Source organism: Streptomyces sp. NBC_00989, assembly GCF_045162655.1.
Lineage (GTDB): Bacteria > Actinomycetota > Actinomycetes > Streptomycetales > Streptomycetaceae > Streptomyces.
In genome coordinates this window covers 197838-222120 of record NZ_CP108729.1, presented here as the reverse complement: position 1 = coordinate 222120, position 24283 = coordinate 197838, and the positions used below count along the sequence as shown (strand labels likewise).

Sequence of the window (24283 nt, the reverse complement as noted above, 5' to 3'; positions counted from 1 at the left end):
CGTGATAGCGCTGTTGATGTTCGCCGCCGTGTGCTGCGCCGCACCGGTGTCCGACGCAATCGGCGCCTACGTGGCACTGAAGACGGGGGTGAGCGACGACGGCGGGATCGCCGAGGGCGGCAGTGCCGCGGACATCCCGGCCCGCATGCTCACCGCCTACAAGAAGGCCGTCCAGCAGGTCGGCCAGTACGTGCCCAGGTGTCAGGGGATGCGCTGGCCGATCCTGGCCGGGATCGCCAAGGTCGAGTCCAACCACGCTGTCGGTCGGAACATCGCTGACAACGGTGACATCCGCCCGAAGATCTACGGGGTTCTCCTCAACGGTTCCGGTGCCGGCGGCAACACCACCGCCGTCGCGGACACTGACGGCGGCAAGTGGGACGGCACCGCGACCGGTGAACGCGCCGTAGGGCCGTTCCAGTTCCTGCCCTCCACCTGGGAGTCGACCGGGAAGGACGGCAACGGCGACAAGACCGCCGACCCGCACAACGCCGATGACGCCGCGCTCGGCGCCGCCGTCTACCTGTGTGGCAACGGACGTGACCTGACCCGGCGTTCACAGCTGAAGTCCGCGATCCTGCAGTACAACCACTCGGATGCGTACGTCACGGACGTGCTCGGGTGGATCGACCAGTACACGGCGGCCGCCAAGGACCCGGACCTGAAGAACGTCACGGGCACCGTCCGCACCGTCATCGAGGCGGCACTCTCCCAGCGAGGTGTCCCGTACTCGTGGGGCGGCGGCGGCACGAACGGCACGTCGTACGGCACCTGTTGCTCGCCGAGCGGCAAGAGCGGCGCGAGCATCAAGGGCTTCGACTGCTCCGGGCTGACCCAGTACGCCTACGCGAGGGCCGGTATCCGTCTGCCGCGCGTCGCGGCCGCCCAGGCCGGTGCCGGTCAGCGGATCCCCGCCGGCCTCGGCCCGCTCTTCCTCAAGCCCGGGGACCTGGTTTTCTTCGCCACCGCGCCCGGACGTGATTCCACGATCTATCACGTCGGGATCTACCTGGGCAGCGGACAGATGGTCAACGCCGCCCGCCCGGGCACCGTGGTCCGACTGGACTCCGTCAGCACCATGTCCGGCTACGCGGGGGGAGCACGATTGCTGTGACCACCGCTCCGCGCTCGCCGCGTCTTCTGTTGTTGAGCGCCGTCGTGCTCGCCGTCGCCGGCATCACCTTGCTGGGCATGCCGCACGGCCAGGTACCCCAGGCCACGACGAAGCCGGCAGCGACCGACGCTCGCGCCGACACGGATCCGTCGTCTGCGGCCGCTGTGTCTCCTGCCGGCAGGCCGACCGCCAGTACGTCTCCCGCCGCATCGGCCCCCTCGGTCCTGGAGTCCGCTCTGCCGCCGCACGGCGAGGGCATCGCCGGCGACCCGGCCGTCCAGCGGAACCTGGAGGCGGCCTGGCCCAGCGACCTTCCCGCCGCCGACGAGCGGGTGTTGCTCGCCGCCGGCCGGGCACTGCTGCGCGCGGACGCCACCGGCATCGGCCGCACGCAGTGGCCCACGGTCTTCCCCGACCCGGATGGGGCGGTGGCCCCGGCGTTCGCCTCCACCGGTTTCCGTATCCAGGCCGCGATCGCCCGCCGCGACCACAGCCCCGAGAAGGCAGTGGTCCATCTCGTGTGGGCCGGCACCGACCGCGGGGGCATCTTCACCGACCTCCGCATCACCGACTGGCACTTCACCCGCACCGTCAAGAAGGGAACCACGACGTGGACTCCGCAGCCCCGCACCTGACCAGCCGGGCCGACGACGCGGCCGCCGGGCAGGTACTCGGCCTGCTCACCGGCCTGATCGACGCCGTCGACTGGCTCTACGACCACTGGTACCTGCTCGCCCTGACCATCGCCGCCTGCTGGAGCGTGGGGGAACTGGTGATCCGCCGGCTCGCGGAGCGGGCCTCCGCCGAGCGAATGGCCCTGGAGCTCGTCTCCAACCGGCACTTCGACCCGGGCCTGGAGGAGATCTTCCGGCGCGGTGTCCAGCTCGCCCGCGCGTCCACGGCGATGCCCTGGTGGGCGCCCCGCCGGGCGAAGACGGTACAGATCCGGCTACGTGCCGACGGCAGCACCCCGCTGCGCTACCGCGTCGAAGGCCCGGTCGGCGGTGAACGGCTACTGTCCATCACCCCGTTCGGCCCGGACATCACCGTCAACCGGGCCCGCCCGATCGTCGACGAGCCCCGGACGCACACGGTACGGGCCGAGTTCATCCTGCGCGGCAAGCTCATCTCTCCGCTGCGCGAGGTCCCGCTCGCCCCCGACCCGCTCCAGCCGCTCATCGACGCGGTATCCGACCTCCGCGCTGAGCTCGGCGACCTCGCCGAGATCCGCCTCGATATCCAGCGCGCCCCGAAGTGGGCCCTGCGGGCACGCCGCCTGCAGCTCATGAGCGCCGCGCGCCGGTCCGAGCGACGGGAAGCTCAGCGGGCCGCGCGCTGGCTGCGACAGGACGCGAGCGGCATCGAGGACTCCTGGGGCGGGCAGTTGCAGCAACTCCTCAGCGACCGCCCCGGATCAGGTTCCGGCCGACGGCTGGTGATGCCGCCGGTGCCCCACCGAGTGGAGCCGGCCGTGGCGCTGGGCAAGCTCGCCGAGGACGACCACCTGGTCCGGGTCCAGCTCCTCGTGATGTGCGCCTCCAACATTGAGGGCCGTGCGCAGGCCCGGCTCTCCCAACTCCAGGCCGCCCTCGACGTGTTCGGCGGCCGCTCACGGTGGTCCATGCGCGGATGGCGGCTGGGACCGTGGCGGATCGGCGCCGACCACTGGCCCACCCGCCGTGGCTTCCAGCGCCGCTGGAACCTGGGGCACTGCCAGCCGCCCCGCGCGAACTGGGTGCGGCTGGAGGAGATCACCGGCCTGCTCAAGCCCCCGACGGTGCACTGCAGGCTGCCGGTACTCGCCGGGGACCTGCCCACCTTCGTGTTCGGCGACCCGGAGTTGCTGCTCCAGGGCATCTACCGGGGACCGGACGGCCGGCAGCGGCTCGTTGCCACGTACGCCGAGGAGACCCTGTTCGAGGTGGGGACGGGCAAGGCGGGCGGCGGCAAGACCGAGCGGGCCCTGGCGCAGGCGATCGGCTGGGCACATGCCGGCGGAGGACTGGTCTTCGTCGACCCGCACCGCGACTCCTGGCCCAGGGCCATCACGTTCCTCGCTCACGAGCACCTGGCACCGCGGATCGCGCTGGTCGACCTCAACGGTCTCGGCCCCAACCCGCGGGTGAGTTCGTGGAATCCGCTCGGCATGCATCACGGGCAGGCGGCACACGAAGTCGTCGAGGCGATCACCGACGCCTACGCCTCCGTCCTGGCCTGGGACGATGCGACCGCTCCGCGCGCCCTCACCATCCTCACCGCCACGCTCACCGTCCTGGTCGCCGTCAACGCGGCGGCCTGCCAGGCCGGCCGGCCCGAGGACCAGGCCACGATCTTCCACGTCCGGGCTCTGCTCAGCGACGCAGCGTTCCGTACGGCGGCGCTCGCCGCGGTGGCTGGCCAACTGGATGACGAAACCCGTTCCTGGTGGAAGGTGGTCTTCCCGACTCTGTCGCCGGACGCGTTCGCCGTGGTCCTCAACCCGATCGCCCGTCTCTCCTCCAACCCGGTCACCCGCGCGTTCCTCGGCCAGCCGGTCGGCGCCTACAACATTCGCACCGCGATGGACTCCAGGATGATCGTGTGGGTGTGCCCAGGCGGCAACGGGCCCACCGACCGCCTCCTGACCGCGCTGCTCGCCCGCGATCTGCTGCGGGCCGCGCGCTCCCGACGTGACACTCCCGAAGACCAGCGGGTGCCGTTCCGGCCGTACTTCGACGAACTGATCACCCTGACCGGCGCGGCCCCGGAGACCATCGCCGCGATGTTCGAGGACCTGCGCAAGTACCGCTGCCACGTCCACGGCATGACCCAACTGCTGCCCCGCCTGCCCACCCCGGTCCGGCTGTCCCTGGTACAGAACGCATCCACCCTGGCCACCACGGCCGGGTCGATATCCGCGATCGCATCGATCACCGCGGAGTGGGGCGACAATCCGAGCCCGGACCGGGTCGCCACCATGGAACGCTTCGAGCACTACGTCTCCATGAACGTGCGCGGCCATCGCGTCGGGCCCGTCCAGTTGCGCGGGCCCCACCTCGACGACGTCTTCGCCGCCCAGGCCCGCCCGAACAACGTCCCCGCGCTGGAGCGGGCCGCCCAAGCGAACGCTGGGGCGCTGCCCCTCGACCAGCTCACCGGCCGTGCCGCCGGGCAGCTCGGCCGCGTCACCGCCTTCCTCGCCGCGCACACCCCTGTCGGCGCCGCTGTCCGCCTGTCGAAGGACAACGGTTGGAACTGACCGCCGCTCAGCACAGACCGTATCGGCGGGATTCACGCCCCAGCCCTGTGGAGACTTCTCATGCATCAGCTCTTGGCCGCGCTCGCCCAGCACCGCGTGGCTCCACCCATCAGCTGCACGTGGTCGTACGAACCGCGGCCGGTCGGCCGGCGCCGACAGCGACCGATCCCGGCTGGCTGCGCTGGTACCCGGGGTTCCCACGGGTCGTGTTGGTGGTGGCCGCCGCCGTCACGCGCGCCTTTCGCGGCCGGCTCGTCGGCGCTGAAGCTGCTCCTCGCGAGCTTCGAGGAGCGCCTCCAAGGTGGGGTATAAGCGCGGCCAGGTGCTGGGGGGCGCCAGCGTGCCGTGGGGCAGGCGCTGTAACGCGATCGCCAGTTGAACTGCCAGGTGGTGTTGTCCGATCACTGCGAGCCACCCGGCACACAAGGGCAACGGTTGGGCGCCGTCGGGCTGTTCGAGGGAGCAGTCCACGACAGGGGCCTCAAAGTTCGCTTGTTCGCGCGGCGGTCTGCCGTTGGCTCGTGCCAGCAGGTCCATGTCGTGATCCGTTGCGGCTGTGAGATCGGTATCCGTACGCCACAGGCAGCGGGCGCATGGATGGTCTCGTGAGTGGTACGTCGCGTCGGGCTCGAAGGCCAGGACCGTAACGTGGACCGCATCGTCGCTGTGCGGTCCGCTGGCGTGCTCCACGTTCGTCTCCCCATGGATTCGGCTGCCTGGCATCGGACAGTTAGGAAGCGCTCTTCCATTCCTGTTCGCTCAGCGGCGCCCGGCTCAGGTGGGGCTTCTTCGGGCCGAAGATCATGGGGATGAGCATGTCCGGCGAGAGGAGCCGCGTAGCTGGCTTCTCCAGACTCATCACGTCCAGCAGAGCCGCGAGCGCACGTGGATTACGGGCCCCGGTGGCCACCGTCTGGTCGACGAATCGGGCGAGGAGCCGCTCCAGTGCGTTGGGGGGTGTGTCGGTGGCGCCGGGGTAGAAGGCATCCTGTCCGACGGCGAGGTCCCAGGCGGCGGCGACCGGGCGGGCGGCGGCACGCTGGAGGCGCTTGGCGGTGCCGGGTGCGGTGATGCTGGTGGTGCGCAGGATGTTCCGGACGGCTATCGCGCACTGGGCGGCGACCGTCAGGCCGTGGCCGTAGACGGGGTTGTAGGCGGCGATGGCGTCGCCGAGGACCGTGTAGCCGTCGGGCCAGTGTTGCGTCTTCTCGTAGTAGCGGCGGGTGTTGGCGGTGCTGCGTGTGGTGGCGATGTCTCCGATCGGTTCGGCGTCCTTGAGGAGTTGGCCGATGACGGGGTCGCCGAGGTTGAGGGCGAAGTCCTCGAAGGAGTCCGGGTCGCTGGTCGGTTCTCCGCCGCGGGTTCCGGAGAGGGTGACGATCCACTGGTTGTCTTCGATGGGCAGGATGATCCCGCCCTGTCCTGGGGCCTTGGCTGGGTTGGCCTGGACGTTGACGAGCGGGAAGTTGATGTCGGCGGTGGTTCGCGGGGCCCGGTAGCGGCGGGTGGCGTAGGCGACGCCGGCGTTGACTTCCCGCTCAGGAGTTTCGGGCAAGCCGAGTTCTGCGAGCCAGGCGGGGCTGTGGGAGCCGCGGCCGGAGGCGTCGACGACGAGGTCGGCGTTCAGGGTGAGCTCGTCACCTCCGGTGCCGACGCGCAGGCCGGTGATCCGGGTGGCATCGCCGACGAGTCCGAGTGCAGTGGTGTTCTCGCGGAACGTGACGTTCGCCAGGGCGCGGACGTGGTGGCGCAGTACGGAGTCGAGGAGGTCGCGGGAGCAGACGAGATTGCGGTGATGGGTTGCTTCGAAGCGCCGGAACCACAGTTCGTTGGGGCTTCGGGAGACCATGTCGCCCATGATGCGGACCAGGCGGCCGCCCTTGGAGACGACGTCGTCGGTGACGCCGGGGAGCAGGTCGTTGAAGGCTTTTACACCGCCGCTCCACACCAGGTGGGCGTGGCGGGCCTGCGGGACGCCGCGGCGGGGTTCGGCTCCGTCGGGCAGCAGGTCGCGTTCGACGATGGTGACGTCGGCGACCTCGGTCAGGGCGGCTGCCGCGAAGAGCCCAGCCGCGCTTGCCCCGATGACGACGGCAGTAGGGCGACGGTTCGGAGCACTACGAGGCATATGTATCGGCGCTTTCTGTGGTCACCCGCTGGCGGATGCTGTCGACGAGACGGGGGCGGTGCAGGGCCTGCGCGATGGTGTCGATGTGCTCGTGGATGTCCGTGCCGAACTCGAGCTGCCGAGCCGTGAGGCTCTCCGGGCGGGACACACCGCTGCGGTGGGCGTCGATGGCCGCGCAGATGGTGACGGCAAGGGCCACGTCGTGGACCTTCTCCTCGGTGTAGCCGGCCGGGGCTGCGCGGCACGCTTTCTGGTAGAGGTCCCGGTCGAAGTAGGGGGCCAGGACACGCAGAGCGTCGTGAATGCGCTGTTGACGCTGGACCAGGCGGAGGTCCAGGGGCACCCAGAGGCCGAATCGGGCGGGGGCCGCAGAGGGTGTCACGTCACGCAGGGCCCGCCACAGTGAGCGCAGGCGCCAGTACTCGCGCCGGTCGCGGATCCACTTCTGCTGGAGGGGTCCGGCCTGGGGAACGATGAACCCCATGGCGACGAGGATGCCGGACAGGAGGGCGAAGGGCGGCGCGATGTATGTGCTGAAGCCGTCCCAGTCGTGACCGGACCAGCGGGCGCTGATCGCTATCAGTTTCGCCACGTCGAAGAGGAGTCCGGAGGTGAAGCCGAGCTGGAGGAAGACGACACCCGATTTGAGCCAGCGGTTTTCGACCTCGGGGGACCACTTGACCAGCATGTAGGTGGCGACCACGGACGTCACCATGTGGGCGCTCAGGTACAAGAGGATGTGCTCGGTCATCCACGGGGTGCTGGCGTAGTAGGTGTCGAGGTCGTAAATCCTCGGCTCGGGCACATGGGCCAGCAGGAACGTCACCCACAGCATCACGATGATGCCAGCGTAGATCCAGTAGATACGCCGCATCCGGCGCTGACGCTGGGCGGACGGTTCCTCCCGCCATCGCATGATCATGGTGAGGGCGGTGGCGCAGAAGCCGGTCAGGAAGCTATAGGCCCAGGGTGATGCGATGTTGGGGACACCGGTCAACTGATTGAGGCGTTCGATGTTGACGGGCGTGACGACGATGTGTACGGCGGTGGCGAAGGACAGCAGGAGCGTGGTGGCCTTGACATTGGGGTCGCGCCAGGCCCGCACGAGGGTGGGTAATTTGAGGAGGACGGCGATCGCCAGGAGCGCGGTGGGGATGGAGTAGGGGATGTGGAAGTAGTAGTTCATAAGAGGTTGACGCCACGGTTGAGCAGGGAGAGGTTGATGCGTCCCTCGACGGTCGCGTCGCTGACCGGTCCTTGCGCGTACCGCCCTCTCATCCAGGGGCGTACGGCGCGGCCGAACAGGAGGCCGAAGGTCTCTGCGTACACCTCGTGTTCATCGACGGACTGGGCCCGGGCCGTCACCGTGAGGACGGCCTCGCGGGACGCATCGTGTTCGTCGAGGATCTGATCTACGGCGCGGCGGACTGCTCCGGGCGGCCGGGGGGCTCCGAGCGCGCGGGCTGCCGCCGACATCCCGGCCGTGTGATGGTCTGTGTCCTCTTCCTCCTCGTGCCACAACTCGTGGCCGAGGATGACGAGTTGAGCCTCAGGAGCGGTGGCTTCCTCGACGACGATGAGAGATCGGTCCCCGAAGTCCAGGCGCACACCGCTCATCCCGGCCTCCGGCGGAAACGAATGGAATTTAAGCGTGATGGGCCGTCCTTTGCGGACGCTCATGGCCCGGCAGAACTCCTGCATGACGTCTCGGGGTTCAGCCGGGCGCTGGAGTGATTTCGATGCTTCCTCACCCAGGGCACTGAGCAGCGATTTCATCGCTTTGGCGCTCATTTGCCGGACTCTCCCTCCTGCGGCAGCACCGATCGCAGCACTCCCTTGAGGACACGTTCGATCTGCTGTCGTGTCATGGAGCCGTCCTGCCTCAGATGCGCGGATTCCACGCCGTACTGGCGCAGGAGCAGCGTCAAAGCGTCTGCCTCGGGGACCTCCAACTGCCGCAGGGTGGGCAGCAGTACGCGGTTGAGTGCTTCGTCGGCCGGGGCCGTGAAGTAGCGTTCGCCGTCTTCGACGCCGAAGTACGCCGCCAGGTGGTGCAGAAGAGCGACGTTGGGCATCCTCTTGCCCTCACAGACACTGCGCGCCCAGACGTCGGAGATGTTCAGCACTCTGTGGATGTCGGCGGCCAGCTCCGACATGCGTTTGCCGCTGCGAGCCAAATGGGCGGCACTGACCACCTTCATTCGCGCGCAGACACGTTCGACGACCGTATCGGGCGTCGGTTTGCGGCCCTTCAGCAGGCGTCTGACGACCGCGTCCGGCAGAGCCGTCTGCGCGGCCAGCGTCCCGACGTCGAAGATGTCCTCACGCTTGAGGCCTCGTTCTGTGATCAGCTCGTCCAGACGTCGCAGCGTCTCGTCCAAGGAAGTGGATGGCTCCAACGAGGTTCTCCCTACGGGCCCGTGGGGGCAGCGGCTCCTGCCTACATGTGCATGGCAGGGTACGCGCACCCCCCACTGTTCTCAACGATCGTTTATTGGCCACGTGCGATCGTTAAATTCCCGGCGTTCTTCGCGGATGGGGCCAGACCCCCTCCCCGACGTCCGCAAGGAGACGTCGCCCGACCAACCCTCACGACGGAACGATCGTTCTTAATCTCAGAACCATCGTTGACACATGGTGTTTGCGCGTTGCAATATCACGGGGCAGCGGAGGTGAATCATCCGACTACCAGGCGTGATCACCGTCGTTGGTGCTGTCGGACCGCACCCAACCCCTGGGGAGACACCCTTGCACGCGCCACGCACACCAACTGACACACCCCGCGCCCGGTTTGGTTCCCGCCGCCGCGGTGTGGGGCAGCTCCTCCCACTGCTTCCGGACGCCCTCCGAACCCCCTAGCGGGGGCTGCCGGAAGTTCCGGGCGGGGCCCGGTACTTCCCAGCGTCGCAGGACCGGCTCCCGCCCACGGTCCAGCAACCGCCGCCCGTGCTCACGCATCGGACCGCAGCCGTGCAGGCGCCAGCGTCACCGAGCAGCCAATCCGCACGGAAGACAGCGCGTGCAGCGCCGCCCGGCGCCGCGGGCCAAGTGACGGACCTCCTCGTTCTCCGCTCTCGCCGCACCAACCTCGCAGGAAGGACGCGCTCATGAGCAAGTCACCGCTGACACACCGCGGCAGGGCGGGACGCCGAAGCCGTTGGCGTGCCGCCCCGGCAGCGGATGCGGTCATGCCCGGGCCGGCGACGCCGGCCGAAGAGCACCTCCCGGTCCGAGAGCCGCAGGCCGCCTTGTCCGCCCTGCCGCACCTACCGGACGAGCCCTCGCCGGTGAACCTGTTCGGAGTGCCCGCGGGTGAGGTAACCACTCCCTCCTTCGACCTGAGTCGGCTGCGCCGGGTCCGCTGCACCGACGCGCCGCCGGAGAACATGCCATGACCACCACTGTCTTAAGAACCCACAGGCTGTCGGCAGCAGACTGGAACCAGTGGGCCGCGTCTTTCCCGCCGGTCGCCGTCAGTCCGGCCGAGAGCGCACTCTTCCAGCAGGCGGCCACCCCGCACCCCGGTATGACCGCCATCGATCTCGCGTGCGGCACGGGCCAGTGGACACGCCAACTTGCCTCCTGGGGCATCACGGTGACCGGCTACGACTTCTCCGACGAGGCCCTGGGGCAGGCCCAAGCGGCAGCGCCTCGCGAAGGCCTGTCGTACGCACTCTGGGACATCGTCGCCGATCCGATACCCGGCCTTCTGGCCCCCGGCAGCCTCGATATGGTCACCTGCCGCTACGGCCTGCCGTATCTGGAACCCGGCCGGCTCCTCACGGACGTGGGCCGCTGGCTGAAGCCGGACGGCGTGTTCTCCGCACTCGTGCGCGTCACCCCGGACCCTGACCGCGACGACGCCACCGAGCGGAAGGCTCACGACAGCGCTCCCGTGGACCCGGCCTCGTTCGATCTCGGGCTCACCGAGGCGCATCTCAGCGATATCGGCGCTGGTTGGGCGCGTCACGAGGTGCACCACCTCGACCACCGTCTCCGGATGATCGTCCTGAGCGGGTACGGGAGCCCTCCTCCACAGCAACCGCCGCCGGTGAACAGCACAATGCCCGCGGGACTCAAGCCGCCCGGCCAGGTGCTCGACGACGGCTCACCTGCTCGGCCGGTCGCCCAGGCGGCCTTCTCCGCAGCCGTCGGCCATGCTCACGGAGATCCCGCAGGCATGTATCCGGCCGGCGCCCACGCCTGCGCCGCACAGGCCTGAGTGGCCGCCATGACCGCTCCCGGCGCGTACCGGCTCCCCGTACCGGTCGGCGCCTGGAGCTGCGGACGGGGGCCTGACTGGCTGACCAGGCAGTCACATCAGGCCCCCGTCACGTGCCCGCACCGAGTGCCGAGCCCGGTGGGCGAGTTCCGGCACGACGCATCTGGCGTCCGTCCGGCCCCGCCTCTGCCCGGCGGCCTTCCTGCGCACATCCCGACTGATACCGCTCGACCGGTGCACTCCGGGTTGAGGAGGACTCATGCCCCGCTTCCGTCGGCCGCGAGCAAGGGCCGGCTTTACCTGTCCCGCACCCACACACCAAGGGCTGTGCGGGCTGGAGATCGTCGCCGCTCGGTCCACCACCAGCAGGGCCAAGGCCCTCAAGACGGCGGTCGTGGTGCACGGAAAGTTCTCCGAGAAGGAACTCCACGATGTCCGCACGAGCCATCCCGGACGCTACGTCACGCTCGACGACGACGTTCTCGTCCTCTGGCCTGGCGGGCAGATCTCATGACATCAGGTCGCGCCGTACGGGCCGCCTCCTCACGCGAGCAGTTGATCCGGCGGAGCAACAGATCGCGCGCGGAGAGGGCAAGAACCACTCCGACCAGGACCATCTGCCAGAAAGGACGGACATAGCGCCATGAGAACGGGCTTCACCATCGCGCTGCGCAGACAACTGCTCACCCCGGTCCTTGCCGCAGCTCTGATCCTGGGAGCCTCAGGCTGCGCAGGCGGCGGCAACCAAGACGGCGGCGCGTTGGCCACGGCTTCGGCAACCAACGGCTCCGCCCCGCCCGGGAAGCAGGGCCTGACCGGCACAGGGCTGGCTGACCTCCAGGGCCAGAACGGCCTGGCGCTGACGATCACATCCGCCGACCGGGATCCGGCCGGCTACCTCACCGTCCGCGGCGACCTCAAGAACGACGGGGCCCAAACGGCCGTCGTACCCGCTGAGTTGCGCGGCGACGAGCTCGCCGTTCTCAGGACCGGACCGTCGCTGGCCGGAGCCACGGTCACCGACTTCGTGCAGCACAAGCGCTATTACGTGCTGCGCGACACGAGCGGCCATCCCCTCACCACGACAGGCCTCTCCACCCTGAATGCCGGGGAGAGCGTCCACGTCTTCATGCAGTTCCCCGCACCACCGGCGAGTACGACCTCGGTCGGCTTCCAGCTCCCTCTGTTCGACACCGCGACCATCAAGATCTCCGGGTGAGGTGAGGTACTCCATGCGGCCACTACCGTCTCGCCTCACGGTCGGGCTCCTCGCGCTCACCACCCTGGCTGCGGCCCTCAGCGCGACCGCCGCCGGCGGTGTCCAGGAGACCGTGGCCTTCCCGAACCACAGCGGCACCGGCCTCGCGCTGCGCGGCGGTGCCACACTCGCCCCGCCCAAGATTCTCGATATCGGCTCGGACCCTGTCGCCGTCAGCCGAGTGGTCGCGGACCAGGACGGCTCCGAACGGCGCACGGACACGAACGCGGAAGTGACGTACGCGCTCCAGGCCGAGGTGCTGTTCGCCAAGGACAGCGCGAAGCTGAGCGGTTCGGCGCAGTCCCGCATCACCGCGATCGCCCGCGCGATCAGCCGGCAGCAGCCGGTGAGGGTCCGCATTTTCGGCTTCACCGACAACCTCGGCTCCTCAGCCCACGGCGACGTGCTGTCCGCGCAGCGGGCCCAGGCCGTACGGGGGGTCCTGGCAGGCGGGCTCCCGTCGACGGTCAGCTTCGAGACCCGGGGTTTCGGCGAACGTGATCCGGTCGCGTCGAACACCACGGAGGCCGGCCGGAGAGCGAACCGTCGCGTCGAGATCTCCTTCTCGCGGACGTGACGTTGGCCCCAGGAGGGAGGAGGAGCCGGCACGACGAACCGACATCCAGTTCTGAACGTGACCAGGTACATCCCGAGTTGCGCGAGTGAACTCACTGAACAAGCTGGGAAGTTGACTGGCAAATGCGCGAACGTGCGGCTCCGCAGACGCATCACCACGGCCAGCTCTGACCGCGAGCCCAGACCGTCGTGCGCCGACGACCGCCAGTGATCATGCCGCACCACATCGTACGGGGAGACAATGTGACACGTGCACAACGAGGCCCGGGAGGGCTCACCGCTGTCCGCATCCGGGAGTACGCAACCGCTGTCCTGATCGCCGGCGGTCTGCTGCTGGTGACCGCCTGCGGAGGCGGCGGCGAGTCCGGCTCGTCCGCCGAGAATTCGCCGCCGGCCAGGAGCACCTCGACGCCGCCGGCCGCTTCGGCCCGTACGGATCCGCAGGCTCAGGCCAAGGCCGACGTTCTCACGGCGTACGACGGTTTCTGGGACGCCCAGGTCAAGGCGTACGCAAAGGCCAGCATCAAGGGCACGGACCTGGAGAAGTACGCCACGAAGAAGGCCCTGGGCCGCGCGATGGGCGACGTGCTGGTCATGCAGAAGGCCGGCACCGCCACCACGGGCGCTCCGACGCACGACGCGAAGGTCACGTCCCTGACGCTCACCGGCGCAACGCCCAAAGCCACGGTGCAGGACTGCCTGGACATCTCGAACTGGAAGACCGTCAAGAGGAAGACGGGCGTCGTGCGGCCGTTCCCGTCGACTCAGCCCTTGCGATACGTGACGACAGCCAAGGCAGAGAAGTGGGGAAAACAGTGGATGATCACAGAGGTCACGCCAGACGGAACGCGCACATGCTGAATCGCTTCCTACTGGCCACGTTCCTGGCTACCGCCGCGCTCTGCACGCTGCCTGCGACGTCGGCGAGCGCCGACGACGACCCGGTGATCGGCGGCGACTGCCCCGGCGCGAGCTCCTACGTCACGGTCTGCGAACAGCAGCCGGGAACCTCGAACGGGCAAAGCCCATCGGGCGATCCGACCGCCAAGGGATCCGACAAGGACACCGGCCCCCAACTGTGCTCGGTGAAGCGTCTCGATCCGCAGCCTCCCGCCAGCGACCCGGTCTGGGACGGCCACAAGCCCGGCGACGGAGCGATCTACACGCGCATCTGCCTGAGCGACGCACTCGCGGCCGCTGCCGGAGCACAGATCGTCCCCCAGGTCTTCTGGGCGGCCCAGGCCCCCGCGGTCAACGTCGACCCCGAGCAACTGGCGCGCGAGGCCGTGGACCGGATGCTGCTGACGGGCCCGAGCATCGCCAGCCCTCGCGCCGCGGGGCAGTACCTGGTCGGCGTGCCGATGTGGATGTGGGTCAACGAGAGCGCCACCACCTACGGACCCAACACCGCGTCCGCGTCACTGGCCGGTGTGACGGTCACCGCAACAGCGAAGGTCAGCACAATCGTCTGGTCGTTGGGCGATGGAAGCGCGGTCACCTGTACCGGGCCCGGCACCGCGTACGCGGCCACGTACGGCAAGCGGGAGTCCCCGACCTGCGGCCACACGTACAGCACGGCGTCCGCCGCTAAGGCCGGAGGCAAGTACGCCGTGACCGCGACAGCCACGTGGACAGTCAACTGGCAGGTCGTCGGGGGTGCCGGAGAGACCGGCCAGTTCGCCGAAACCCGTCAGTCCCAGATGCAGGTGGCGATCGGCGAACTCCAGGTCGTCAGGTAACGCCACCGGAAGGATGAACGTTGAGCAGGACCAAGACCCAACAACGCCCGGAGACAACAAGTGCGACCGGAGTCCCCCAGCAGGGGCAGGTGTCCGCACCGGTCGCTCCGCCACGAGTGTCGGCCCGCCGGCGCCGGCCGGGCGTGATCGCCCTGTCGCTGGCGCTGATCGCCGCCGGCGGCGCGGGGGTTGCCGTCCTGCTGCTGCAGGTCGGCCACCGCACCCAGGTGGTCACCGTGGTCCGCGACGTCCAGGTCGGCCAGATTCTCACCGAACAGGATCTGGGGACGGCCTCGATCTCCCTGGACCCGGCGGTGAAAGCCGTCCACGCGGACGATGTGAAGGCCGTGGTGGGCAAGCGGGCGGCCGTGGAGCTGAGGCCCGGCTCGCTGCTGACTCCGTCACAGGTCACCAAGGACTCCCTGGTCAAGGCGGGCGAGCAGTTGGTGCCGATCGGGCTCAAGCCCGAACAGGTTCCCGCCACCAGCCTGGTGCCCGGCCAGAAGGTCGAGCTGGTTCACGTGCCCGCGCAGGGCACCACGGACACCGTCAAGACGTCCACCGCGCCGGAGACGATCACCGGACGCGTCGTGAAAGCATCCAAAGCCGCTCCCGGCACCGGAATCGTGGTCGTCGACGTCGCGACCTCCGCCACCGACGGCCCGACCGTCGCCGCGTGGGTGTCGGCGAACGCACTGCGCCTGGTCCTCACCGCTGCGGACGGCAGCTGATGGCCGTCATCGCGCTGGCCGGCTGCACCGGCGCACCCGGGGTGACGACCACTGCGCTCGCGCTGCTGTTGTCGTGGCCGCTGGAGCCGGGCCGGAAGATGATCTTGGCCGAGTGCGACCCGGACGGCGGAGCCGTCCTGCACGGGCTGCTGCAGGGCACGCTCGGCGAACGGTACGGGCTGCGCAACCTGTCGGTGGCCGCCCGCACGGGGGAGTTCGGCAACGCCTTCTGGCGGCAGCTTATTGATCTGAACGATGGGGGCGGCCAGCGGGAGTCACCGCGTGACCGGCTGCTCCTGCCGGGCATCACCGACCCCGCGCAGGCGGCGAGTCTGGGCTCGGTATGGAAAGGGCTGGCGGCCATGTTCCGGGGCATTGAGGCCGACTACGGCCACGACGTACTGATTGATCTCGGCCGCAGCGGGGCCTTCGGTCCTTCCGGGGTGCTGGCCGATCAGGCTGATTCCGTGCTCGTGGTGGTGCGCAACACCCTGCGCTGCCTGAAGGCCGCCCAGGCAGGGGTGACGGCGCTGGAGGACCGCGTCGGGGACGTCGGCCTGCTGGTGATCGACGAAGGCCCCTACCCCGCCGGCGAAATCCAGCGCGTGCTGAACGTTCCGGTCGTGGCGACACTGCCGTACGCGCCGGCGGACGCCCGGGTGCTGTCCGACGGTGCCGAGCAGCCCCGCCGCTTCACGAAGTCGCCGCTGATGAAGGCCGCCCGCACGGGCAGTGCCCTGTCGGTGCAGCGGGCCGCCGTACGCCGCTCGCGCCTCGATCGGCGCCGCGCCTTCGCGGGCGGGGAGGTGAACCGTGGACGCTAGGCCCCTGCACCCGGATCCCTCCGTTGCTCCCCTGCCCGGCCGCCCTCAGCAGGCGTACCGGACTGGGGCCGGAACCGCTTCGAGTCCGCACACGGTTGGCGCCGCAGCACCTCAGATCACCGTCGACTACCAGGCCGCCCGGAACATCGCGGCTCAAGTCGCGCGGAAACGCGAGGAGTTACTCAAGACCGTCCCGGACATGGACCGGGACAGCGAGGAGCAGCTCTGCCTGAACTGGATCAACGAGGCGGTCGCGCAGTGGTCGGTGGCGAACGCGATGACACCGCACGAGGACGAGGCGCTGCGGCGTGCCGTCTACGACCTGCTCTACCGGGCCGGGCGGCTGCAGCCGTATCTGGACGACCGGCAGGTCGAGGACATCATCATCCAGGGCCCGGGCGAGGTGTGGCTGGACTACGGCGACGGTGCACGCCGGATGGTCGGCCCGATCGCGGACTCGGAGGAGGAACTCCTCGAACTGCTGAGGGAGTTGGCCCGAGACTCCGGGCACAGCGAGCGGACCATCTCCACCGCGAACCCCACCCTCGCCCTCTCGCTCCAGGACGGCTCCCGCCTGCAGGCGATCACCGGGCTGGGGCCGATGACGTATGCGGTCATCCGCCGCCATCGGGTCTCCCACGCCGGACTCGACGACCTGGTGCAGTTCGGCACGATCGACCCGATCCTGCGGGAGTTCCTCGGCGCCTGCGTCCGTGCGGAGAAGAACGTCATGATCGCGGGGAAGCAGAAGGCTGGGAAAACCACATTGTTGCGGGCAATGCTCCGCGAGTTCGACCCGGAGTGCCGCTTCGCGACCATCCAGACCGAGGACGAACTGTTCGCCCACAACAACGGCTACCACCGCCAGGTCGTCTCCCTGGTCGGGCGGGAGTCCAACGGGGAGAAGGACGTCACCGGCCGCGGCGCCGGCGAGTTCACCCTGCTGGACCTGATGCATCCCGCGCTGCGGATGTCGCTGGAGCGGATCGTGGTCGGTGAGGTCCGCGGCCCCGAAGTCGTCGCGATGATGCAGGCATTGACGAACGGGTCGGGCGGCAACCTGTGCACCATCCACGCGCGTCGCCCCGACATCGTCTTCGACCGGATCGCCGAACTGTACGCGCTGGCCCAGGGCAACCTGTCCGAGCAGCTCGCCTACCGGCAGACCGCCAACGGCCTGGACTTCATCGTGTACGTCGACATGACGGACGAGACGCGTATCGGTGGCCACCGCCACCGCTACGTCTCCCACGTCCTGGAGGTGACTGGCATCGGTGAGTCCGGGCGCCCGGCGACCAACGAGATCTTCTCCCCCGGAACGGAGTTCGGGGACCTGCGGGCGGTGCCGCGGATGGATCCGGCGTGTGTCGACGACCTGCGCCGGGTGGGCTTCGACTCCGGCCTGCTCCAGCTGCCCTACGGGGCCTGGGAGCATCCGCTTGCCCTGAAGGTGGGGGCCGGCCGGTGATCCTGTTGTGGGCGCTGCTCAGCGGCATGGCCGTTGTCGGCGGTCTGCTCGGCCTCATCTTCGGTGTGGTGGGGACGTCGGCGCCACGCCGGGCCTCGCTGATCGAGCGGTGGAAGGCCGGCCACGGCGGGGCGGAGCTGGGCGAGGCTGTCCGGCGTCGGCGGCGCACGCTGACGGTCGCGGCAGTGGTGGTGTTCGTGGCCGTGTGGCTCGTCTCCGGGAATTTCGTGGCCGGTGCGCTGCTGGGTGCGGCCGTGGTCGGGGTGCCGTGGCTGATCTCGCCGGCGCAGATCGCGCAGGAACGCATCGGGCAGTTGGAGGCGCTGAGCGAGTGGACGCAGAAGCTGGCCGGGCTGCTGCGGCTGGGCATGGGCCTGGAACAGGCGATGATCGCCAGCCGACGGGGTGCCCCGGAGGAGCTGGCCGGGCAGATCGTCAACCTGTCCGACCGGCTCCGGCTGGGATGGCGTCCAGAGGAGGCCCTGCGTGCTTTCGCCGACGAACTCGACGACATCACCGCAGACAAGGTCGCGGCCGCGCTGATCCTCTCGGTCAATGACCGCGGCCCGGGCCTCGCCCAGGGCCTGGAGGACCTGGCCGCGACCGTCCGCGACGAGGTCGCCGGCAAGCGGAAGGTCGAGGCGGACCGCGCCAAGTCCAGGACGACCGTACGGTGGATGACCCTCATCACCCTGGGCATCGTCGTCGCCGGGTTCTTCGTGCCGTCCTTCACCAGCCCCTACAACACCCTGCTGGGACAACTGGTGTTGGCGTTCCTGACCGCCGGGTTCATCGCCACGCTCGCCCTGATGCGCTCGCTGGGCACCTTCCGGCACATCGCGCGGTTCCTGATCGCCGATGCCCGCAGCACCGTCCGCCTGCCCGCGCCCCTGGTGGAGCCGGCCACGGAACGCCACCTGGAAGGAGTCGGTCCGTGAACCTTGTTCCTGTCGTACTGGCCGGGGGCACGGTGGGCGCCGGCGTCGCCCTGTTCGTGCGTGAACTCCTACAGCCGCAGCCCGCGTTGGCGGCGGCCTTGCAGCGCACCGGGCCCGCGAGTCTGAGCATGCCCGAGCCGGAGCTGGACCGGGAGGAGGTGTGGGGGCGGTGGCTGCTGGCCCACCTTGAGCACCTGCCCGGCGTACGCATCCCGGCCAAGAACCTCGCCCTCCTCGGACAGGGCCGGGGGCAGTTCATGCTGAGGAAGACCGCGCTGGCCGCGCTGGGCCTGCTGTGCCCCGTGCTGGTGTCCGTCCCCTGGATCGTCGCGGGCGTCGACCTGCCTTTCTACGTGCCCGCGGCCGCCGGACTCGCCATCGCCGCCCTCCTGTTCATCACCCCCGATCTCGCGGTACGCGACCAGGCCAAGCGGGCGCGGGAAGAGTTCGCGCACGCTCTGTCCGCCTACCTGGACCTGGTGGCGCTCAAGCGGGCCGCCGACGCCGGGCCCGCGGCGGCACTGGAGAAGGCTGCCGCAGTCGGGCGGGGCTGGCCGTTCCTGTATCTGCAGGGCGCGCTGCGCCGGGCCCGGCTGGAGAAGATCCCGCCCTATCAGGCCTTGTCCGAACTCGCCGACGAGTACGACCTACCGGTCCTGACGGATGTCGCCGACATCATGCGCGGCTCGGCCACCGACGGCGCCGCCGTCTACAAGGCCCTGCGGGCCCGCACCGCCGCGCTGAACACCGAACTGCTTGCCGACCAGGCCGCCGAGGCCAACGCCGCCAGCGAGCAGATGACCGCCCCCGGCGCTCTCCTCGCCGTCCTGGTCATGTTGCTGATGGCGTTCCCCGCGGTGATCCGCATGCTCACCGTCTGATCCATTTCGACCTTCGAACTCGCTCAACCCCTGGGAGCACGCACGATGAAGTTCACCGAGATCCGGTCCTACCGCGCCGTCCGCTGGCTGACCACACGCTTAGAGGAGGCTTCCCGCCAGCCGGACCGGGGCGATATCAGCATCACCACCGTCATCATCTGGGTTGCCGCCGTCGGCGGCGCCCTGGCGATCGCCGGCACGATCGCCGTAGTGATCGCGAAGTACAACCTGAGCCTGAGCGGGGTCTGATGGTCAATGGCGCCCGTATCCGGGCCTGGTGGCGCGGGCGGCGCTGGGGCGACGACCGCGGGGACGCCTCTATCCAGATGGCGATCGTCTTCCCGGTCATCCTGCTCACCACGATCGCCGTCATCCAGGCCTCCATGTGGTACTACGCACGGGAGATCGCCCTGACCGCCGCCCGCGAAGGCCTCACCGCGGCCCGCGCCTACCAGGCGTCCCCCGCCGACGGTACGGCCCGCGCGCAGGAGGTCCTCGGCCGCAGCGCGGGCGACAGCCTGCACGGCTACGGCGTCTCGGCCAGCACCGACGGACAACGCGTACGGATACAGGTTTCTGGTACGGCCCTGTCGATGATCCCGGGCCTGTCGGGTCTCAAGATCACGCAGTCGGCGTCGGGGCCTGTTGAGCGCTGGACGACGGCAGGGGGGTGAATCCGTTGCGTATCAGGGGCCGTTGGAAGCGGACCGCCGGTGGGGACGAGGGCAGTGTCGCGGTCGAGGCCGCCATCGTCCTTCCGCCACTGATCATGTTCCTGTGTCTGGCGATCGCGGGCGGACGCCTCGTCATGTCCGGCGCGAAAATCGACTCGGCGGCCGAGGACGCGGCGCGGGAGGCCTCCATCCACCGCACCGCGGCCGCCGCGCAGGACGCCGCGCACGCGGCCGCCCTCGAGTCTCTGGACGATCAGGGCATCAAGTGCGCGTCCGCCATCGTCAGCGTGAACACCAGCGGGCTCAACGTGCCCGTCGGGCAGGTGGGAACGGTCACCGTGACCGTGAACTGCACCGTCAACCTGTCCGATCTTCTGCTTCCGGGCGTGCCCGGGGCCCGGACCCTGACGTCGACGGCGACGTCGGTCGTTGACCAGTACCGGCAGCGGGGGGACTGATGATCGCGTGGCTTGCGGGCCGGTACCGGGGCCGGGTGGACGACCGGGGTGGCGTCACCATTTTCGTGGCCGTGTGCGTGGTCGCGCTGATCGGCATCATCGGCGTCTGTGTCGACGGCGGCAGCAAGATGCGCGCCACTGAGCGCGCCGACTACATCGCCGGTGAGGCTGCCCGGGCGGGCGGGCAGGCCATCGACCCGGCCCAGGCCATCACCGGCAAGGCGATCGTGGTGGATCCGCAGGACGCGCAGGCCGCAGCCCAGGCCTACTTGCGCTCCGCCGGTGCGACGGGATCGGTCAGCGTTTCCGGGGACGGTAAGACCATCAACGTCACCGTCACCGACTCGTACGCCACCAAGTTCCTGCCCGTGGTCGGGATTGGCTCTCTCGCGGTGACCGGCCACGGCGAAGCGACTCTCCTGCACGGCGTCACCGCACCCCAAGGAAACTGAATGCGCGCCCCCCGCTCCCCCGCCACCGCGCGCTCCCTGACGGCCCGGATCGTCATCGCGGCCGGCAGTCTGCTGGTCCTGGCCGGCGCGGTCGCCGGGCTGCCGCTGCTGCTGGTGTGGGTGACCCCCGTCCTGTGGGCTGCCGGCCACGACGACCTCACCCACCTGCTGGACCGGCAGGACACCGGCGGGGCTTTCCTGCTGCTCCTCGTCGCCGTGGGCTGGACCGGGTGGTTGCAGTTCACGTTCTGCGCCGTATGGGAGTTGAGCGCGCAGCTGCGCGGCCGGTCCTGGCGCGCTCCGCGCGGGCTGGGTGCCTCGCAGCGCGCCGCGGCCGTCCTGATCGGCGGGATCCTGGTGCTGCTGCCCACCGGCTCCGCGCTGGCCACCCCCGCGCAGGCCGCGCCGAGCGCCACGGCCGTCCAACTGCCGGGGCAGGTAAGCACGGAGAGCGCCACCGGGGACCGGGCGGCGGCCGCCGACAGCACCCGGAACGCGACGTACACGGTGCGGGAGGTGCGGCCGGCGGAGAGCTTGTGGAGCATCGCCGAGAAGGAGCTCGGCGACGGCGAGCGGTGGCGGGAGATCGCCGCCCTCAACGAGGGCCGCACCATGGCAGGGGGTGAGGTCTTCCGCGCGAACAGCTTCCTGCAGCCCGGCTGGCAACTCAGGATGCCCCGTAGTGCCGCCGCGGGAGGCCTCCGGGCACAGACGGGCGGCGATGCTCCGCCCGCTGCTGACAACGAGAGCACGCACGTCGTCACCGTCCACCCGGGCGACTACCTGTCGAAGATCGCGCAAGCGGAGCTCGGCGACGGCAACGAATGGCCGAAGCTGTACGAGGCCAGCCGGGGCAAGGCGCAGCCGGACGGGCTGCCCGCCATCACCGACCCGGATGAAGTCTTCGCGGGGCAGCAGGTCACCGTGCCCGGCGTCCCCTCCGACCAGCACACGCCGTCGCACGACAGTGACGACGGCGAGGACACCGGCAGCCCGGAGACCACTCCCCCGGCCACCCAGACGCCCGACGGCAAGAAGCCGGGTACTGGCGCGGGAGATGAGCGGACGCCGACTCCGGGCACCGCCACCCCGGCTGCACCCGAGCCGTCGTCCACGCCCTCCAGCGTCCCGAGCAGCCATGCCGCCGAGGCGCCCGGCCAGGAACAGGGCTCTCCCTCCGTGACGGCGTCCGCGACTCCCGGGCCCAGCACCAGTTCCTCTCCCTCTGCCGCCGGTCCGTCAGCATCTGCGTCGGCTGCGGAGCCAGGCTCCGCTGTCTCCTCCCCTACCGCCGCACCGTCCGCCACGCCGGTGCCGGCTCCGGCAGGCAGCTCGCTGAACCTGCGCACCGTGCTCGGCGCCGGCGCGCTGCTGGCGGCCGCCATCACCGGCGCTCTCGCGCTGCGCAGGATGCTGCAGCGCCGCCGCCGCAAACCGGGCGAGACGATCGCCATCGCGTCGGAGCCCTCCCCTGCCGAAGCTCAACTGGCCGCGACCGCCGAACCCGTCGGCGCTGTCCGCCTGGACGTGGCGCTGCGCACGATGACTCACTATCTGGCCGGGGAAGCGGAGGATGCGAACCTGCCGTCGCTGCGGGCCGCGCGGATCGGCGCGCGCACGGTGGAGGTGCTGCCCGAAGACCTCGCCCAGGAGCCGGCGGCGCCCTTCACCTCCGGGAAAGCCGGCTGGTGGGCCCTGTCCGCCGACGCCGATCTCCTCGACGAGGAGACTGCCCGCCAGGTGCCGGCGCCGTATCCGGGGCTGGCCACGATCGGCAGCACCGAAGCGGGTGACCTTCTGCTGCTCAACCTCGCCCGTGTGTCCGCCGTGCTCCTGGACGGCAACCCCGTCCACATCACCGAGGTGTGCATCTCGCTCGCCTTGGAACTCGGGATGAGCCCGTGGGCCAACGACGTCGAGGTCGTCACCCTCGGGTTCGGCGAGGACCTCCCCGGTCTGCTGCCCACCGCGCGGATCGCACACATGCGGCAGCCCGCGCACGCGCTGCGCGATCTGAGCGAGCGGCTGCTGGAAGCACACCAGTTGCCCGAGACCAGCCACCAGCCCTACCTGCTGCTGTGTGCGTCATCGTTGGACGCGGACACGGCCTGGGAAGTCGCCGACGTCATCGACAAGGCCACGACGGTTCCTGTCACCCTGATCGCGCCGGCGAGCACGACGGCCGCGCACTTCCCCGAGGCGGAGATCCTCAACGCCTCGCTCAGCACACCGCAGCACCTCGAGTCCGTCGGCACCGACATCACCGTGCAGCGCCTGGAGCACGGCGCCTATCTCCAGATCACCGACGCGTTGAGGATGTCCGCCCAATCCGCCCACCCGGCCGAGGGGCCCTGGCAAGACGTGCCGGACGAGCCCGACGGGATGCAGCAGCCGCGCCAGAGCACCCCGGTGGCACCCCCGGCCCCGCCTACGGCCGACGGTGCCACCACGAGCACGTCGTTGACGCCGGCGGCAGAACGCGGCAGCGAGATCTTCCCGGCCCTGCTCGCCGCCACCGCCGACCCGTCCGGACTCCGGCTACTGCCCACCGCCGAAACCCCGCCTCAGCCCGAGAAGGACCAGTCCCCGGGCGGTACCTCGGCAGCATCCCCCGCCGCGGAGGCACTGAAGGCTGAAGAGCGGGACGGTGCCGAGGAGGGCGAGGCTCATGACCTGCACGCACCGGAGATCCGAGTACTGGGTCCGGTCGAAGTGAGCGGCGTGGAACACACCGGCCACGGCCCGCGGATGGCGCAGCTTGCCGCGTTGCTCTTCTTCCGGCCCGGACGGGGCGCCGATGTTCTGTGCTCCGACATGGATCCCATCAGCCCCTGGTCGACCGCCACCCTCAACGCCCGGATGCAGGGACTGCGGGGCGCGTTGGGCAACGACTCCGCCGGCAACCCCTACGTGCCGCGCCGCAGGTCCGGCGAAGACCCTTACCGGATCTCTCCCGACGTACGCTGCGACTGGGGCCGCTTCCTGCAACTCGTTGAACGCGCGCTACCGCTGGGGCCGTCCGGCCTGCCCGATCTGGAGAAGGCGCTCACTCTGGTGCGGGGCCGCCCGTTCGGCGGCAGGCCGATGCCGTGGGCCGAGCCCTACCAGCAAGAGATGATCACCCGCATCATCGACGTGGCGCACACGGTGGCCACCTACCGAACCCCCGCGGGCCCTCACCACGATCTCAGCGCGGCCCGCCAAGCCGTCGCGACCGGCCTCGACGTCGACAGCACGGCGGAGCTGTTGTACCGGGACTGGCTCCGGATCGAGAGCGCGGCCGGAAACCGGCAGGGTCTGCACACCGCCATCGCCCGTGTTCAGCAGGTGAACCGGGCGCTGGACTGTTCACTGGAGCTGGAGACCGAGCAACTCATCAACGATCTCCTCAACGGCACGGGCAGCGTGGCACGCATCTAGGATCCGCGACTCCGCTGACAACGACGGCACCTCGTTGGCAGCGGATTGGCAAATCCGCGGTCCCGTTGACAACGACTACGTCCAGTAGCGGTCGTCGGCGGGGCTGCTTCGATCTTCTCAGGGTGCGAGCTACCGATCCTCCGCAGCCTGCTTGGGGTGGCG

General features: G+C 69.8%; 24 protein-coding genes. 19 read left to right on the top strand and 5 right to left on the bottom strand.

Annotated elements, in window-relative coordinates; translation table 11 throughout:
- The first annotated feature begins 46 nt into the window (after positions 1 to 46).
- Genes OG714_RS55345 through OG714_RS55335 form a run of 3 tightly spaced genes read left to right on the top strand, consistent with a single transcriptional unit; the run spans position 47 to position 4352 of the window.
- On the top strand, positions 47 to 1114 hold the full coding sequence (locus tag OG714_RS55345; RefSeq protein WP_406132317.1) for a C40 family peptidase: 1068 nt from the start codon (positions 47 to 49) through the stop codon (positions 1112 to 1114).
- Complete coding sequence (locus OG714_RS55340) at positions 1111 to 1749, top strand: hypothetical protein (RefSeq protein ID WP_331732570.1); 639 nt, start codon at positions 1111 to 1113, stop codon at positions 1747 to 1749. The genes OG714_RS55345 and OG714_RS55340 overlap by 4 nt, the downstream gene beginning before the upstream one ends.
- Positions 1725 to 4352 carry an ATP/GTP-binding protein gene (locus OG714_RS55335; protein WP_331732567.1) on the top strand — a complete coding sequence of 876 codons (2628 nt, stop codon included), beginning with the start codon at positions 1725 to 1727 and terminating at the stop codon, positions 4350 to 4352. The genes OG714_RS55340 and OG714_RS55335 overlap by 25 nt, the downstream gene beginning before the upstream one ends.
- 228 nt (positions 4353 to 4580) lie before the next feature.
- Here the strand turns inward: OG714_RS55335 and OG714_RS55330 are convergent, their stop codons facing one another.
- The 5 genes from OG714_RS55330 to OG714_RS55310 form a co-directional block, all read right to left on the bottom strand.
- Positions 4581 to 5075, bottom strand: a complete 495-nt coding sequence (locus OG714_RS55330; protein WP_406132316.1) for a DUF6283 family protein — start codon at positions 5073 to 5075, stop codon at positions 4581 to 4583.
- Between the two features lie 7 nt (positions 5076 to 5082).
- On the bottom strand, positions 5083 to 6480 hold the full coding sequence (locus tag OG714_RS55325; protein ID WP_331732564.1) for an FAD-dependent monooxygenase: 1398 nt from the start codon (positions 6478 to 6480) through the stop codon (positions 5083 to 5085).
- A complete protein-coding gene (locus OG714_RS55320; RefSeq protein ID WP_331732561.1) occupies positions 6470 to 7666 on the bottom strand; it encodes an MAB_1171c family putative transporter in 1197 nt (398 codons plus the stop codon). The genes OG714_RS55325 and OG714_RS55320 overlap by 11 nt, the downstream gene beginning before the upstream one ends.
- Positions 7663 to 8097 carry a toxin gene (locus tag OG714_RS55315; RefSeq protein ID WP_406132315.1) on the bottom strand — a complete coding sequence of 145 codons (435 nt, stop codon included), beginning with the start codon at positions 8095 to 8097 and terminating at the stop codon, positions 7663 to 7665. The genes OG714_RS55320 and OG714_RS55315 overlap by 4 nt, the downstream gene beginning before the upstream one ends.
- Positions 8098 to 8267: 170 nt before the next feature.
- On the bottom strand, positions 8268 to 8861 hold the full coding sequence (locus tag OG714_RS55310; protein ID WP_331732555.1) for a hypothetical protein: 594 nt from the start codon (positions 8859 to 8861) through the stop codon (positions 8268 to 8270).
- 1010 nt (positions 8862 to 9871) lie between these two features.
- Here OG714_RS55310 and OG714_RS55305 point away from each other — a divergent pair.
- From OG714_RS55305 to OG714_RS55230, 16 genes are all read left to right on the top strand, one after another.
- Entirely contained in the window at positions 9872 to 10702 is an 831-nt protein-coding gene (locus tag OG714_RS55305) for a methyltransferase domain-containing protein (protein WP_331732549.1), read from the top strand.
- Between the two features lie 259 nt (positions 10703 to 10961).
- Entirely contained in the window at positions 10962 to 11216 is a 255-nt protein-coding gene (locus tag OG714_RS55300; RefSeq protein WP_331732546.1) for a hypothetical protein, read from the top strand.
- Positions 11217 to 11345: 129 nt separating this feature from the next.
- A complete protein-coding gene (locus tag OG714_RS55295; RefSeq protein ID WP_331732544.1) occupies positions 11346 to 11921 on the top strand; it encodes a hypothetical protein in 576 nt (191 codons plus the stop codon).
- A 13-nt stretch (positions 11922 to 11934) separates the two neighbouring features.
- On the top strand, positions 11935 to 12537 hold the full coding sequence (locus tag OG714_RS55290; protein ID WP_331732541.1) for an OmpA family protein: 603 nt from the start codon (positions 11935 to 11937) through the stop codon (positions 12535 to 12537).
- Positions 12538 to 12779: 242 nt separating this feature from the next.
- Positions 12780 to 13397 carry a hypothetical protein gene (locus OG714_RS55285; protein ID WP_406132314.1) on the top strand — a complete coding sequence of 206 codons (618 nt, stop codon included), beginning with the start codon at positions 12780 to 12782 and terminating at the stop codon, positions 13395 to 13397.
- Entirely contained in the window at positions 13391 to 14275 is an 885-nt protein-coding gene (locus tag OG714_RS55280; RefSeq protein ID WP_331732535.1) for an ATP/GTP-binding protein, read from the top strand. The genes OG714_RS55285 and OG714_RS55280 overlap by 7 nt, the downstream gene beginning before the upstream one ends.
- Before the next feature lie 89 nt (positions 14276 to 14364).
- Entirely contained in the window at positions 14365 to 15006 is a 642-nt protein-coding gene (locus OG714_RS55275) for an SAF domain-containing protein (RefSeq protein ID WP_331732722.1), read from the top strand.
- Positions 15006 to 15830 (top strand): hypothetical protein, encoded by an 825-nt coding sequence (locus tag OG714_RS55270; RefSeq protein ID WP_331732532.1) that lies wholly within the window; start codon positions 15006 to 15008, stop codon positions 15828 to 15830. Before OG714_RS55275 ends, OG714_RS55270 begins: the two co-directional genes overlap by 1 nt.
- Positions 15820 to 17298 (top strand): CpaF/VirB11 family protein, encoded by a 1479-nt coding sequence (locus OG714_RS55265; protein ID WP_331732529.1) that lies wholly within the window; start codon positions 15820 to 15822, stop codon positions 17296 to 17298. Before OG714_RS55270 ends, OG714_RS55265 begins: the two co-directional genes overlap by 11 nt.
- Positions 17295 to 18236: a type II secretion system F family protein gene (locus OG714_RS55260; RefSeq protein ID WP_331732526.1), complete on the top strand. Its 942-nt coding sequence runs from the start codon at positions 17295 to 17297 to the stop codon at positions 18234 to 18236. The genes OG714_RS55265 and OG714_RS55260 overlap by 4 nt, the downstream gene beginning before the upstream one ends.
- On the top strand, positions 18233 to 19117 hold the full coding sequence (locus OG714_RS55255; RefSeq protein WP_331732523.1) for a type II secretion system F family protein: 885 nt from the start codon (positions 18233 to 18235) through the stop codon (positions 19115 to 19117). Before OG714_RS55260 ends, OG714_RS55255 begins: the two co-directional genes overlap by 4 nt.
- Before the next feature lie 45 nt (positions 19118 to 19162).
- Positions 19163 to 19366, top strand: a complete 204-nt coding sequence (locus tag OG714_RS55250) for a hypothetical protein (RefSeq protein WP_331732520.1) — start codon at positions 19163 to 19165, stop codon at positions 19364 to 19366.
- Positions 19366 to 19791, top strand: coding sequence for a TadE family protein (locus OG714_RS55245; RefSeq protein ID WP_331732517.1), 426 nt, complete (start codon positions 19366 to 19368; stop codon positions 19789 to 19791). The genes OG714_RS55250 and OG714_RS55245 overlap by 1 nt, the downstream gene beginning before the upstream one ends.
- A 5-nt stretch (positions 19792 to 19796) precedes the next feature.
- Positions 19797 to 20249 carry a TadE/TadG family type IV pilus assembly protein gene (locus OG714_RS55240; protein ID WP_406132313.1) on the top strand — a complete coding sequence of 151 codons (453 nt, stop codon included), beginning with the start codon at positions 19797 to 19799 and terminating at the stop codon, positions 20247 to 20249.
- The gene (locus OG714_RS55235; protein ID WP_331732510.1) at positions 20249 to 20701 is read left to right on the top strand and encodes a pilus assembly protein TadG-related protein; all 453 of its coding nucleotides are present in this window, start codon (positions 20249 to 20251) and stop codon (positions 20699 to 20701) included. Before OG714_RS55240 ends, OG714_RS55235 begins: the two co-directional genes overlap by 1 nt.
- Entirely contained in the window at positions 20702 to 24121 is a 3420-nt protein-coding gene (locus tag OG714_RS55230) for a hypothetical protein (protein ID WP_331732507.1), read from the top strand.
- The last annotated feature ends 162 nt before the right edge of the window (positions 24122 to 24283 follow it).

Coding starts and splice junctions, on each gene's coding strand:
- OG714_RS55330 (WP_406132316.1), bottom strand. CDS start 5,075: ATGCCAGGCAGCCGAATCCATGGGGAGACGAACGTGGAGCACGCCAGC.
- OG714_RS55325 (WP_331732564.1), bottom strand. CDS start 6,480: ATGCCTCGTAGTGCTCCGAACCGTCGCCCTACTGCCGTCGTCATCGGG.
- OG714_RS55320 (WP_331732561.1), bottom strand. CDS start 7,666: ATGAACTACTACTTCCACATCCCCTACTCCATCCCCACCGCGCTCCTG.
- OG714_RS55315 (WP_406132315.1), bottom strand. CDS start 8,097: ATGAGCGGTGTGCGCCTGGACTTCGGGGACCGATCTCTCATCGTCGTC.
- OG714_RS55305 (WP_331732549.1), top strand. CDS start 9,872: ATGACCACCACTGTCTTAAGAACCCACAGGCTGTCGGCAGCAGACTGG.
- OG714_RS55300 (WP_331732546.1), top strand. CDS start 10,962: ATGCCCCGCTTCCGTCGGCCGCGAGCAAGGGCCGGCTTTACCTGTCCC.
- OG714_RS55295 (WP_331732544.1), top strand. CDS start 11,346: ATGAGAACGGGCTTCACCATCGCGCTGCGCAGACAACTGCTCACCCCG.
- OG714_RS55290 (WP_331732541.1), top strand. CDS start 11,935: ATGCGGCCACTACCGTCTCGCCTCACGGTCGGGCTCCTCGCGCTCACC.
- OG714_RS55280 (WP_331732535.1), top strand. CDS start 13,391: ATGCTGAATCGCTTCCTACTGGCCACGTTCCTGGCTACCGCCGCGCTC.
- OG714_RS55270 (WP_331732532.1), top strand. CDS start 15,006: ATGGCCGTCATCGCGCTGGCCGGCTGCACCGGCGCACCCGGGGTGACG.
- OG714_RS55250 (WP_331732520.1), top strand. CDS start 19,163: ATGAAGTTCACCGAGATCCGGTCCTACCGCGCCGTCCGCTGGCTGACC.
- OG714_RS55245 (WP_331732517.1), top strand. CDS start 19,366: ATGGTCAATGGCGCCCGTATCCGGGCCTGGTGGCGCGGGCGGCGCTGG.
- OG714_RS55235 (WP_331732510.1), top strand. CDS start 20,249: ATGATCGCGTGGCTTGCGGGCCGGTACCGGGGCCGGGTGGACGACCGG.
- OG714_RS55230 (WP_331732507.1), top strand. CDS start 20,702: ATGCGCGCCCCCCGCTCCCCCGCCACCGCGCGCTCCCTGACGGCCCGG.